Annotated in this window: 13 protein-coding genes and 2 pseudogenes; 11 read left to right on the top strand and 4 right to left on the bottom strand. The window is 57.0% G+C overall.

From position 1 onward, the window contains the following. Positions 1–257: 257 nt before the first annotated feature. Positions 258–1,169 carry an AraC family transcriptional regulator gene (locus GHO03_RS21935; protein ID WP_047273856.1) on the bottom strand — a complete coding sequence of 304 codons (912 nt, stop codon included), beginning with the start codon at positions 1,167–1,169 and terminating at the stop codon, positions 258–260. A gap of 110 nt (positions 1,170–1,279) precedes the next feature. Here GHO03_RS21935 and GHO03_RS21940 point away from each other — a divergent pair, with 110 nt between their 5' ends. Beyond that, positions 1,280–1,621, top strand: a complete 342-nt coding sequence (locus GHO03_RS21940; RefSeq protein WP_016779377.1) for a carboxymuconolactone decarboxylase family protein — start codon at positions 1,280–1,282, stop codon at positions 1,619–1,621. Between the two features lie 177 nt (positions 1,622–1,798). Then, positions 1,799–2,374 (top strand): reactive chlorine resistance membrane protein RclC, encoded by a 576-nt coding sequence (gene rclC / locus GHO03_RS21945; RefSeq protein ID WP_153400526.1) that lies wholly within the window; start codon positions 1,799–1,801, stop codon positions 2,372–2,374. Positions 2,375–2,707: 333 nt separating this feature from the next. Here rclC and GHO03_RS21950 read toward each other — a convergent pair whose 3' ends face one another. Then, a complete protein-coding gene (locus GHO03_RS21950) occupies positions 2,708–3,010 on the bottom strand; it encodes a helix-turn-helix transcriptional regulator (protein ID WP_025297873.1) in 303 nt (100 codons plus the stop codon). A gap of 83 nt (positions 3,011–3,093) precedes the next feature. Between GHO03_RS21950 and GHO03_RS21955 the strand changes: the two genes are divergently transcribed. The 4 genes from GHO03_RS21955 (at position 3,094) to GHO03_RS21970 (ending at position 6,723) form a co-directional block, all read left to right on the top strand. Next, on the top strand, positions 3,094–4,185 hold the full coding sequence (locus tag GHO03_RS21955) for an NADH:flavin oxidoreductase/NADH oxidase (RefSeq protein ID WP_013983157.1): 1,092 nt from the start codon (positions 3,094–3,096) through the stop codon (positions 4,183–4,185). A gap of 126 nt (positions 4,186–4,311) precedes the next feature. Further along, positions 4,312–5,301, top strand: a complete 990-nt coding sequence (locus GHO03_RS21960) for a zinc-dependent alcohol dehydrogenase family protein (protein ID WP_153400527.1) — start codon at positions 4,312–4,314, stop codon at positions 5,299–5,301. A gap of 98 nt (positions 5,302–5,399) precedes the next feature. Further along, positions 5,400–5,693: a putative quinol monooxygenase gene (locus GHO03_RS21965; RefSeq protein WP_003288729.1), complete on the top strand. Its 294-nt coding sequence runs from the start codon at positions 5,400–5,402 to the stop codon at positions 5,691–5,693. 10 nt (positions 5,694–5,703) lie between these two features. Beyond that, positions 5,704–6,723: a zinc-binding alcohol dehydrogenase family protein gene (locus GHO03_RS21970; protein ID WP_003288728.1), complete on the top strand. Its 1,020-nt coding sequence runs from the start codon at positions 5,704–5,706 to the stop codon at positions 6,721–6,723. A gap of 167 nt (positions 6,724–6,890) precedes the next feature. Here the strand turns inward: GHO03_RS21970 and GHO03_RS21975 are convergent. Both GHO03_RS21975 and GHO03_RS25200 read right to left on the bottom strand, forming a co-directional pair. After that, positions 6,891–7,982 (bottom strand): annotated as a pseudogene (locus GHO03_RS21975) (IS1182 family transposase); the annotation flags it as partial. A 325-nt stretch (positions 7,983–8,307) separates the two neighbouring features. After that, positions 8,308–8,487: a hypothetical protein gene (locus tag GHO03_RS25200; protein ID WP_162208461.1), complete on the bottom strand. Its 180-nt coding sequence runs from the start codon at positions 8,485–8,487 to the stop codon at positions 8,308–8,310. 422 nt (positions 8,488–8,909) lie between these two features. Here GHO03_RS25200 and GHO03_RS21990 point away from each other — a divergent pair, with 422 nt between their 5' ends. From GHO03_RS21990 to GHO03_RS22010, 5 genes and pseudogenes are all read left to right on the top strand, one after another. Further along, on the top strand, positions 8,910–10,034 hold the full coding sequence (locus tag GHO03_RS21990; RefSeq protein WP_047280121.1) for an alkene reductase: 1,125 nt from the start codon (positions 8,910–8,912) through the stop codon (positions 10,032–10,034). 66 nt (positions 10,035–10,100) lie between these two features. Next, positions 10,101–11,084 (top strand): LLM class oxidoreductase, encoded by a 984-nt coding sequence (locus GHO03_RS21995; protein WP_153400528.1) that lies wholly within the window; start codon positions 10,101–10,103, stop codon positions 11,082–11,084. A 138-nt stretch (positions 11,085–11,222) separates the two neighbouring features. Next, on the top strand, positions 11,223–11,528 hold the full coding sequence (locus tag GHO03_RS22000; RefSeq protein WP_012464920.1) for a helix-turn-helix transcriptional regulator: 306 nt from the start codon (positions 11,223–11,225) through the stop codon (positions 11,526–11,528). A 267-nt stretch (positions 11,529–11,795) separates the two neighbouring features. Next, positions 11,796–12,290 (top strand): annotated as a pseudogene (locus GHO03_RS22005) (IS66 family transposase); the annotation flags it as partial. Positions 12,291–12,468: 178 nt separating this feature from the next. Continuing rightward, on the top strand, positions 12,469–12,773 hold a 305-nt coding region (locus GHO03_RS22010; RefSeq protein ID WP_178110350.1), incomplete at its 3' end, for a TraI domain-containing protein.

Here is a 12,773-nt window from a genome sequence, read left to right on the forward strand (position 1 = left end):
CTGGCTCATGACGCACTCGGGGCAGGTGGTGAGGCTGTATTTCAGCATACTTGGAGACTTGTTCGGAGTTTCCCTAAGCGAAGCCGTCTGGCTGAACCGACGCTCAGACACCCTAGATCACCTCGACCTTAATCATGGCGTCTGTATTTCCAACAGTTTACAACTCAAATATTTGAAGGGACGCTATTGGCCGCTCTCCGCCGATCACAACAGGCAGAAAACGGCCATCTCTGGTCACCCCTACCTAAGTGACAGCTCTAAATTCTGCGGCGCATTCTCCCTGGAGGCGCCCCATAAACCTCCTTAAATTTTTTGCTGAACGCCGCCTGCGATTGGTAACCAACCTGCAAGGCAATATCTTTTAATCCCAGATGCGAATGACTCAGCAGGCTGAACGCCAATTCCATACGGACTTGCGTAAGCAATACCCATGGCGACACACCAGCCACACGAACGAACGCCCGCATGAAAGATGCTCGGGACATGCACGCGATATCTGCTAGATTTTGGATGGTCCACTCGTGCGCAGGATCAGCCAACATCGCCTGCCATACGGGGCCCAGACGTTTATCGCTGAGCAAGGCGAGCGTGCCGATGTCTTGGCCATGGCTAGATAGATGGGCGCGAAGGATCAGGGTGAATAACGCCTGAGAAAGAGCATCGAGCAAAAATTTTGCTCCAATCTGATCGCCGTCTGCTTCCCCGCGTAATAAATCGACCAGAGACTGTAATGGTCCATCCGCTGGGAGCGTGCCGCTGGGTATCAACAGGTAGTCAGGTAATGAAGCAAATAGCAACGAAGTTCGGTTGAAGTGAAAGCAGCCGCATAGCATGTCCAGATCCGCACTCACGCCGCCAATGCGATGTATGGGCAATATGCCAGCGTCGATACGCTTTGCCGATACCAATGTTGGCGCAACAGCTTTGCCCGGACTATGCAGCACATGCGGCGCACCACCCGGCAGGAGCAGAACGTCGCCGGCGCGCATAGAAAGACGCTGCCCGCTTGGAAGCTCCACCCGACACTCACCCGACAGCACCACGTGGTATGGCGCTTTGCCCAGCGCTTCCTGCTCATGCTCCAGGGACCAGTCACCCTGAAATTGGCAACGTAAATCCAGACTGCCACGAACATTGGCGAGGCTGATGAGCTTGTCGATCGAATTCATTTGAGCGCATCGCAGAAAAAACAGAGCGTATCGAACTAATCAAAATAGGACTAGGGCATACACTAAACAAGGTTAAACATTACACCCAACCCCCCTCAGGAGTTACCGCAATGTTCATTAACTGGTCCGAATTATTACCCTCCATCCAGAAAGCTTTCGGCGCGCTGGGCAAAAGTAATCCAAAAATGGTCAAAGCCTACATGGCCCTCGGAGAAGCCTCTGCCGAAAACGATGTGCTCGACACCAAGACCCGCGAATTGATCTCCATTGCAGTCGCCATCACTACACGCTGCGACGGCTGTATTGCAGCTCACACTGATGCGGCCATTAAGGCTGGTGCGAGCCGCGAGGAAGTGGCTGCGACCTTGGCCACTGCGATCTCGTTGAACGCAGGCGCCGCTTATATTTATTCACTGCGCGCTCTTGAGGCGTACGACACCTTGAAAAAATAGCTCTTTCGCCATAACTCCACCGGCCCCGCACACTTAAACGTGCCGGGGCTTACCTGATACATCCAGACGTCAGCCACTTGTTGAGACGATCGAACAATAACTTGAGCATGACGCACAAAAGCGTCTCGCGGCTAAGCCTCAGACTGGTTTCACATTCCAAATATTCGGATAAGTCTGATGCTCGCTTCATTCACTACATGGCTGCAATTCATCAGCAAGCTCGACACCCTTGGCACACACCTCATGAGACTGGCGATCGCCGTAGTTTTCTTGTGGATCGGGGCGCTCAAATTCGCGCCTTACGAAGCCGATAGCATTACCCCATTTGTCGCCAACAGCCCGTTTATGTCTTTTTTGTATGAACATCCCGAGGATTACAAGGCACACCTGACCCACGAGGGTGAATTGAATGCGGAAAAGCGCGTCTGGCAGACCGCAAATAACACATACATCTTTTCCAACGGCCTGGGCGTAGTAGAAATTCTGATCGGTCTGCTGGTGCTTTCCAACCCGATCTCGCGACGCGCCGGTCTGCTTGGTGGGGCGCTGGCCTTCGGTACACCGCTGGTGACCTTAACCTTCCTGCTCACCACACCTGAAGCCTGGGTACCGGATCTTGGTGATGGTGAACATGGCTTTCCATTCCTGTCTGGTGCAGGACGCCTAGTGCTCAAAGATCTCTTGATGCTGGCCGGCGCTCTTCCGGTGATGGCTGATTCCGCCCGTCAGTTATTGCAAGAGCGGCGCCCCTAGTTTTCTTTTAAAGCCTTGAAATCTGAATCGCCTCAAGCTTCGTAGATACCTCCGAGAGGCTGCTTGTGGCCGTGAGCAGCCCTTCGTGACAGGCTGCTATCGGCCACTAGCGGCCTGTCGTAAGCGGCATAATCTGTAGACGAGCCACCGATACTGCGCACAAGCGAAACGCTCCAGCTGCTCGATTGAGGCCATCTGGGTAAGGCGTTTACGTCGGGACTAGTCATGCTTCCGCAGTCAGCGGCGAGGTAGTCCCTGAGCTCACTGGAGCCCAGGGTTTCGAAGCAGGCCGTCTTCAGCGTCTTCCTCGATGAATTGACTCTCAAGCCAGCCTTAGCCGCGCTGAGATAAGATCGTCTCGAGCAAACCAGGAAATCGATTGTTCAAATCATCCCTGCGCAACGAGTTCATATGGGTCGTGCCGATGGTTTGGGTTTGGACCAACCCGGCATCTCGCAGCACCCTGAAGTGATGGGACATGGTGGACTTTGGTCGGCCACCGTCCAATTCGCCACAGCTGGCTTCGCCCAGTTCGGCAAGGCGTCGGACGATCTCCAGGCGCACAGGATCGCTCAAGGCGTATAGCAGACGCTCGAGGACGAATTCAGTGACGGGAGGGTGTTTGTAGGGGCGCATGAACGAAGCATACACGGGTTTGCTCTATCTCCATAGTTCGAATACTATCGAATTAACGTAATAGACAACCCTCGGAGAAACCAATGTCTGCGCTGTTCCAACCCTTCACGCTTAAAGACGTCACGCTTCGCAACCGTATTGCGATTCCCCCTATGTGCATGTACTCGTCAAACGATGGCCTGATCAACGAGTGGCACAGTGTTCACTACGCCTCCCTTGCGCGTGGCGGGGCGGGGTTGGTGATTGTCGAAGCAACCGCTGTAGCGCCAGAAGGGCGGATCACTCCTGGCTGTGCGGGTATTTGGAACGATGAGCTGGCCCAGGCCTTCGTACCGGTGGTGCAGTCGATCAAGGCAGCCGGCTCGGTCCCCGGCCTGCAGATCGCCCACGCCGGTCGCAAGGCAAGCGCAAACCGTCCATGGGAAGGTGATGACCACATCGCTGAAGATGACGCCCGTGGCTGGCAGACCATCGCTCCATCGGCCATAGCTTTTGGCGGTCACCTGGCCAAGCAGCCGCAAGCCATGACGCTGGAAGACATTGCCCGTGTGCGTGAGGATTTCGTCGCAGCCGCTCGCCGTGCGCGTGACGCTGGCTTCGAGTGGCTGGAGCTGCATTTCGCCCATGGTTATCTGGCCCAGTCGTTCCTTTCCGAACACTCCAACCATCGCGATGACGCCTACGGCGGCAGTTTCGACAACCGTAGCCGCTTCCTGCTTGAAACGCTGGCGGCTGTTCGTGAGGTTTGGCCGGAGCACCTGCCGCTAACCGCTCGTCTAGGGGTTATCGAATACGACGGCCGGGACGAACAGACGCTGACCGAGGCTATCGAACTGACACGTCGCTTCAAAGATGGTGGCCTGGATCTGCTGAGCGTCAGCATTGGTTTCACCATCGCGGAAACCAACATTCCCTGGGCGCCTGGCTTCATGGGCGAAGTTGCCCAGCGCGTGAAGCGTGAGGCGGGGATACCAGTGGCTTCGGCATGGGGCTTCGGCACGCCAAGCGTTGCCGAAGAAGCGGTCAAGAGCGGTCAGCTGGACTTGGCGATGATTGGGCGAGCACATCTGGCCAATCCAAATTGGTCCTATCTTGCCGCCCAAGAGCTGGGCGTAGAGCGTGCGTCCTGGACCTTGCCGGCTCCCTATGCCCACTGGCTTGAACGCTACAAGTGATCCGTCGGGGCGAAGACGGCCGTCATGGCCTAATCGCCCGCTGCCTCAGCGCCGATGTGCGCTGGTGGCTACCTGGCTGGGCCGCTCATGGCTCGGCCCTTCCGATAGATAGCTGAGGATTACGCTATGTCTCGCGTCATACGCTTTCATCGCACCGGTGGACCGGAGGTTCTCCAGATCGACGAGATCGACGTGCCGGCTCCCGGCGCGAACGAGGTTCAAATCAACGTCAGGGCGCTCGGCATCAACCGGGCTGAAGTGATGTACCGCACAGGCCAGTACGTCATCGAACCGACGTTTCCCGCCATGCTGGGCTATGAAGCGGCTGGGACCGTATCTGCAGTGGGTCCCGGTGTGGTCGGCTTCGCTGTTGGCGATGCGGTCAGCGTAGTGCCCGCGTTCTCCTTTGACGAATACGGCTTGTACGGTGAATTGGTCAACGCGCCGGCTCACGCGGTGGTCAAACACCCGGAAGCGCTTTCTTTCACGGAAGCAGCGGCGACCTGGATGAAGTTTGTCACTGCCTATGGCGCACTGATCGAGCTTGGTGGGCTGCAGGCCGGCGAGACGGTGCTAATCCGTGCGGCGTCCAGCAGCGTGGGGCTTGCCGCTATCCAGATTGCGAACATGGTGGGCGCCGTTCCTGTCGCGCTGACCCGCACCAGCGACAAGCGCGAGGCCTTACTTCAGGCCGGGGCGGCGGCAGTCATTGCGACGCAGGAGCAGGACATGGTGGCCGAGGTCATGACGATGACTCATGGCAAAGGCGCTCGCATGGCCTTCGATCCCATTGGCGGGCCCGAAGTGGCCTTGGTGCTCAAGGCACTGGCGAACCACGGAATCTTCTTCCAGTACGGCGCTTTGGACACTCGGGATATCCCTGTGTCGGTCATGGACCTGCTCGGCAAGCATCTGACGCTGCGTGGTTATCAGCTGTTCGAGATCACCCAGGATCGAGAAAAACTCGAACGGGCCAAGCACTTCATCAACGAAGGGCTCGCCTCTGGGCAGCTGCAGCCGGTAATCGACCGTACATTCAGCTTCGACGAGATGGCCGAGGCTCACCGGTACATGGAATCGAATGCCCAGGTGGGCAAGATTGTTGTAACGCTTTAAACCACGTGCAGGTCTTCGCGGCATGGCCGGTAGGGTCACTGTCGATAAGCCCATGCCAGCTCGATGCGTCTCTCACACATGCACAGACAGGAGGTTCGATGACCACCCCACTCACACTGGTTGCCACATTGGTCGCCAAGGCCGGCTCCGAAGATGAGCTCCAGCAGACGCTGCAGGATCTGCAAGGCGCAAGTCGCGCCGAAGCAGACTGCATCCAATACGACTTTCATAAAGATGCAGAACAGCCTCGCACCTTCCATATGGTTGAGCAGTGGCGAGACGAAGCGGCGCTGACTGCGCACGAGGCCACCCCGCATTTCCAGGCAGCGCTGCCCGTCATCGAACGCGCCGCCGAAAAATTCTCCGTCATGAAAATGTACCGCGTCTCCTGAGGAGCTCCGAATGAAAGCCATTGCACACTTCAAATGTCTGCCTGTTGAGAACCCTGACGCCCTCGTGGAGATCGATCTACCCGAGCCAGTGCCGGGGCCGCGCGACCTGCTGGTAGAAGTCAAGGCCGTATCGGTCAACCCGGTCGATACCAAAGTCCGCCAGGGCTACGTGCCGCATACAGACGAAACACAGCCGCGCATCCTCGGTTGGGACGCTGCCGGCGTGGTCAAGTCGGTCGGTTCCGACGTAACGCTGTTCAAGCCCGGTGACAAGGTGTGGTACGCCGGGTCGCTGATCCGCCCGGGCAGCAACAGTGAGTTGCAGCTGGTAGACGAGCGCATTGTCGGATCGATGCCACAGTCGCTGGAGTTCGCCCAGGCCGCGGCGCTTCCCCTGACGTCTCTGACCGCTTGGGAATTGCTATTTGATCGCCTCGGCGTAGCGCGCGACACCACCGACCGTGGCGAAACGCTGCTGATCATTGGCGCTGCAGGCGGGGTGGGTTCAATCATGACTCAGCTGGCGCGTCAGTTGACCGGCCTGACCGTCATTGGTACGGCTTCGCGCCCTGAAACCCAGGCCTGGGTCACCGAACTCGGCGCCCATTACGTGATCGATCACACCAAGCCACTGAGCGAAGAGCTCAAGCGCATCGGCCTTCCGCAGGTCAGCTACGTCGCAAGCCTGACGCAGACCGATCGGCATTACGAGCAGATCATCGAGTCACTGAAGCCACAGGGCAGGTTGGGCCTGATCGATGACCCGGCCACGCTGGACGTCGTACCGCTCAAACGCAAGAGCCTGTCGCTGCACTGGGAGCTGATGTACACGCGCTCGCTGTACGAGACCGAGGACATGCAGGAGCAGCACAACATCCTCAATGAAGTGGCCCGCCAGATCGATGCAGGTGTGTTGCGCACCACCGTTGGCGAAAACTACGGGCGTATCAGCGCCGAAAACCTACGTCGCGCCCATGCCTTGCTGGAGAGCGGCAAGGCAAAGGGCAAGATCGTTCTGGAGGGCTTCTGACGGTATCTGGCTACCGGCTCATGCGGTAGGTAGCCAATGCTGGATTCAAGAGTAGCGCCCATGAGCGATTCAGTGAGCGCCTTGAAATGCCTCCTATTGAGATCGTCTCGCAAGACCATCACCCAGCCGTCAACGACTTCATCCGAAACGTCCAACTAATAGGAATTCATGCCTTTTTCAACGCTGGAGAAACGCCAGATCAGTGCCTCTCCAGCCGGGCAGGTGTATTCGTTTTTCGTCGCGTCATAAACGAAGGCATCTTTGTTGAACCGTCCTTCTGCCTTGGCGCTTGAAGTCATCGGCTTTGGTACATAGGCGGTGATGTTTGCGTCATGGCAGGCCAAGATTTCTTCGCTTTTGAAGTAGCCTCGGTCGGCGACTACCGACAACGTTTCTGCGCCGATGGCTTCACGAGCGTGCTTCGCCATTGAACTGAGCTGGTCACGGTCGGAGCCTCTATTGGTGACCTCGTGAGCAACTATCAGGTGATGCTGCGTATCGACAGCCGTCTGCACGTTGTAGCCGACGATACCGCTGCCGCGCGTCATCATTGAGCGGGCATCCGGGTCGGTCAGCGAAACCTGTTTGTCTGGCGATTCGTTGAGCTGAGCTTCGACCCCCTGAAGCTCTTTCATCTGCGCTTTGAGCTTGGCGATTTTATCTTCCAGGCTGGCAGTGTCTGGCGCGGAGGCGCTAGGAATCTGTCGATCAGCCACATCGAGCGCAGCCAAATAACGGCTTATGCTCGTCTCGATTTCTTCCATGCGCCGCTTCAGTTTGGCGCTGGTGAAATTCCGGTCTCGGTTGTTCACCGCCTTGAATTTACTGCCGTCGATGGCAACCAGGTTTTCGCTAAAAAGGCCCAACTGCTGGCAGAGCAAAACGAACTGGCGGCAAACGCCGCGAATGGCTTTGCTGTTGTCTTTTCGGAAGTTGGCGATGGTCTTGAAGTCGGGCATCAATCGCCCGGTTAACCACATGAGTTCGACATTGCGCTGAGCTTCTCGCTCAAGACGCCGGCTCGATTGAATGCGGTTTAGATAGCCATAGATATAGATCTTCAGCAGGATCGCAGGGTGGTAAGCCGGTCTTCCGGTTTCGGCTGGAATGACGCCATCAAAACCTAGCGTGGCTAGGTCGAGTTCGTCGACGAAAACGTCGACCACGCGCACTGGGTTGGTATCGCTGACGTAATCGTCGAGGCTTTCGGGGAGTAAGGTGCTTTGACCTCGGTGTTCACCCTGGATAAACCGTTTCATAGGCGTCCCTTGCGATGACAGTCTCAGAAATCATAGCAAGGGTTTGTACGGGCGTTTTTACACACTCTGGGCCGCAAGCTGCCAGTGAGCAACCCATGTGCGCAATATTACATAACAGACACCCGGGCATCCACGACGTAAAGTTAGAAGCCGCTATCGAAACCAAAGCTAGATACAAACGCTCTATGGCCTGAGGAATTCCTCTGATTGTCCGCTGAAATGACCACATCACCTCAGCCGTCAGCGACCTCAGACCTACGATCCAAGTCTCGCTGATCATTAAGGGCCACGGCGTCCGCACGCATTCGAGCAGGCACTGTATCTCTCAGCTTTGAAAAGTCAGCATCGCTTGCAGGCTTTGGGCATCAAGGAATTCGTCAATCAGAAGCTGATTAGCGTCATCGATATTGACGCGCCGTTCTAACTTCATCTGCACATCAACGCAAACATCAATACCTGATGCAACCAGCCTCCTTGATGAAAAAATCAAGGGAGCTGGCTGCATAGGCAACCCTGGCGCGAAGCACGGCGCGCTCCCAGTTGATCCAGAAGTGAGCTGCAAGGGCGTGGAACCATGCGTACGTGCCGGAAGCAATATTAATATATTGACATATATGAATATCGAGAATAGTCTACCCATAACCGCGCTAGAAACCCCAGGAGGTAGTCCCATGAAAGATTCCAGCGATACCCATCCGAATCACCTTCCCGACAGCAGCTACGGCCTGTTTATTGACAACCAGTGAGTTTCGGACAAATACGGTGAAGCCCTCGACATTATCAACGCCACAGCTGCCGACGTCGCCCGCGCGGTGCAGGGCGCACAGCGCGCCTTCGTGACCTGGACCGCTCGGGCTCTTCTGACCTCGTTGATCCATGTTTTTTTGACTTATGACATCGAATATTTTAGATATGCAGGTAAACGAAATGTCACAATCAGAACTTTTCAAAACCACTCAGCTGGGCCCATACACCCTTAAGAACCGTATCGTTCTGCCGCCACTGACGCGCTCGCGCAGCTCCCAACCCGGCAATATTGCGAACGACCTAATGGCCACCTATTACCGTCAGCGCAGCGGTGCTGGCTTCATGGTGACCGAGGGCACACAGATCGAACCCCGAGGACAGGGTTATGCCTGGACACCTGGCATTCATAGCCCGGAACAGATACAAGGCTGGCGTAAGGTCACCGACGCTGTTCACGCCGAAGGGGGGGTGATCTTTGCTCAACTTTGGCATGTGGGCCGCGTGTCGCACACATCGCTGCAACCCGGTGGTGAAGCGCCCGTCGCGCCATCAGCCATCCGCGCGGACAACGTCAAGGTGTTCATCGAAACTGGCCCCGGCACGGGTACACTGGCCGACCCTTCGACCCCACGAGCCCTGTCCACCAAGGAGGTAAAGGAACTGGTTGAGCTCTACGCCCAAGCAGCCCGAAATGCTTTGGACGCAGGTTTTGACGGGGTGGAGCTTCACTGCGCGAACGGGTACCTGGTAAACCAGTTCATTTCGGCCCATACCAACCAGCGTGATGATGAATATGGCGGTTCGCTGCAGAACCGTCTTCGCTTCCTGCGCGAAATCACCCTCGCTGTTGCTGGTGTGGTCGGCAAGGAGCGCGTTGGCGTTCGCTTCGCCCCGCTGTTCGCGACCACAGACGAAGACCGCGTCTACCTTGGTCTAGTCGAAGAAGATCCTCATCAAACCTACATCGAGGCAGTGAAGATCCTCGAGGAAGTGGGCATTGCCTACCTGTCGCTCGCCGAAGCCGATTGGGAAAACGCACCCGAGCTGCCTGAGACGTTCCGGGAAGCTGTTCGTAAGACCTTCAGCGGCAAGATTATCTATGCCGGCAAGTACACCGCTGAACGAGGAAATCGCGTGATAAAAGCTGGCTGGGGCGATCTGATCGCTTTTGGCCGCCCCTTCATTGCGAACCCCGACCTGCCCGCTCGTATCGCCAACAACTGGCCGCTTAACCCAGTTGATCCAAGCACCATGTACGGCGGTACCGATAAAGGCTACACCGACTACCCGACTTACAAATCCTAAACGCTCAATGCCACGCCCCATAACTCAGGGGCGTGGCTCAGCGATTGTTGACCGAGGAAGTTAAGCATGTACCAACCGAGCTCGATCCCCTACCAAGAGCATAGGGGATTCAAACGAACCTTCAGGCAGGGTCATCTAAGCCTTGGGCTGTTCTTTCCCCTGGAGGCTTTCGAAGGTGATACACCGAGCATGCTAGATCAGGTCGCGCTGGCCAAACGTGCAGAGGCACTTGGTTTTTCGGCGCTCTGGTTTCGCGACGTCCCACTCAGGGACCCAAGCTTCGGCGATGTCGGCCAGGTTTTCGACCCTTGGGTGTATCTGGGCTACATGGCAGCCCATACAACAAAAATCGCACTAGGCACCGCCTCCATCGCCCTTACTTTGCGTAATCCCTTGCACACGGCAAAGGCCGCAGCGAGCATTGATCAGTTGAGCGGAGGTCGCTTGCTCCTGGGAGTAGCCTCTGGCGATCGTCCCGTGGAGTTTCCCGCATTCAGCATTGATCCAGAACAGCGTGGCGAGACCTTTCAAGAAAACCTCAATGTGATACGCCAAGCCCATCGAACACACTTCGAGCCCATTCGCTGGAGTCACGGCGAGTTACTGGGGGCCGATCTCGTTCCCAAACCTACGACTCGGGAAATACCGCTATTCGTAACCGGACACAGCCGCCTGCCGCTCGATTGGATCGCGCGTGAAAGCCATGGATGGATCAACTATCCACGTCCGCCAAAAATGCAGCGACTCATCGTGGAAGATTGGCGACAGGAAACGGCTAAACAATGTGGCACTATCTACAAGCCGTTCTTGCAATCGCTGTATATCGACCTGGACGAACACCCATCCACGCCACCCTCGCCTATCCATCTAGGATTCCGACTGGGACGTAACCACCTGCGGGCCTTGCTGGATACACTTCAGGAAATCGGTGTAGATCACGTCATCCTGAACCTCAAGTATGGTAAACGCCCCGCAGCAGAGGTTATCGAGGAACTTGGCAAACATATCGTCCCGCAATTCGGCGCACAGGTGCCCGATAGTCCTACCTGACAGGGCAATAGGATTCCAGTCCAAACCAGCCCGTCATTGCGACGGGCAGGCGCGCAGAGATCATGGCGAAGCCTTCCAATTTGATGCGCGAATCAGGAAGATATCTAGATATCGAAAAAAACAGGTCTCAAAAAATTCATGACTATTGACGTCAACGAAGCCCTGAAAGCATTGGCGAACCCGACGCGCCTTGCCATCCTCAATTGGCTCAAGGATCCCAGGACAGTCTTTCCCGAGCAGGAAGTCGACCCAGAAACGGTAGGCGTGTGCGTCAGTATCATCCAAGAGCGCACGGGCCTCTCGCAGTCAACGACATCGCTTTATCTCGCAGCTCTACAGCGCGCGCAATTGGTGACATCGCAGCGGATCGGCCCCTGGACCTACTACAAACGCCACGATGAGAATATCGATGCCTTCTTCAAGGCGCTGCAAGAAAGAATCTAGGGCTGCACACCCTTGTATTTCTGACTGATTTCAGTCTTTGCCGATGTCAAAAACAGCAATCTGACCAAATAACTATCAGATCATCCGAAGCTTCGAGTGATCGAATAGCATTACCAGTGATGCGGTGCGCGGAAAAAACGCTCCTATAGCAAAACTGCCATTTGACAACGCTGAAACCAGGGGCTGTACACGCAAAAGACAGCACACTCCAGAGAGGGACGCGAAGCCCTTCAAGTGCTCTTCTACGGCCAACCTTCTTTAGGGGGCAGCCGCCACGGCGTCGACATCCCACGCCAGCCCCTGGCGCGTTGGGTGATCCAAAGTGGCGAGCAACTGCAACCGTTGCTCAACCTGATGCGCGACAAGCTGCTGGACTACCCCGTGTTGCACTGCGACGAAACGCGCTTGCAGGTGCTGCATGAACCGGGACGCGACCCCTCGGCACAATCCTGGATGTGGGTGCAAAGCGGTGGGCCGCCGGACAAGCCGGTGATCCTTTTCGACTACACAGCCAGCCGCGCGCAGGAGGTGCCGCTACGCCTGCTCGATGGCTACCGCGGCTACCTGATGACCGACGACTACGCCGGTTACAACGCCGTGGCTGCACGCGACGGCATCGAACGCCTGGGCTGCTGGGCGCATGCGCGACGCAAGTTCGTCGAAGCCCAAAAGGTGCAGCCCAAGGGCAAGACTGGGCGTGCCGACGTGGCGCTGAGCCTGATCAACAAGCTCTACGGCATCGAGCGTGACCTGAAGGACGCTGACCATTCCACTCCAGCGGGTTCCCCATTGACGCTGGAGCCGCATCCCATTTCCCGCTATACCGAAGCGGTTAAAGGCCAAAGGGCCGAAAAGGCAAGGGAATGGGAGTGCAAGGGGAAAGGCCCTACCTCGAAAAGGCGAAAAGGCATCCCGGCCGGCCCCCCCAGAGGACACCCACATGCTCTCCCTGTTCCAGCGAAAACGGCCTCCGGTCACTGCCCCATCACCAGCGCCCGCCACCGACCTCCCCAAAGGGCTGCTACGGCCCGAATCGGCCGCATCGCTGCTGGCGACACCGCGCCGACAGAAGCTGCTGGAACACATCTGGCAGCGCACGTCGCTGTCGCGCCGGCAGTTCGCCACGCTGTACCGCACGCCGCTGGAGCGCTACGCCGAGCTGGTCCAGCAATTCCCCGCTTCCGAGAGCCATCATCACGCTTACCCCGGCGGCATGCTGTTTGCCCAGGCTGGCACGCGGCAACC

The sequence above is a fragment of the Pseudomonas sp. FSL R10-1339 genome (genome assembly GCF_009600545.1).
Classification (GTDB): Bacteria; Pseudomonadota; Gammaproteobacteria; order Pseudomonadales; family Pseudomonadaceae; genus Aquipseudomonas; species Aquipseudomonas bubulae.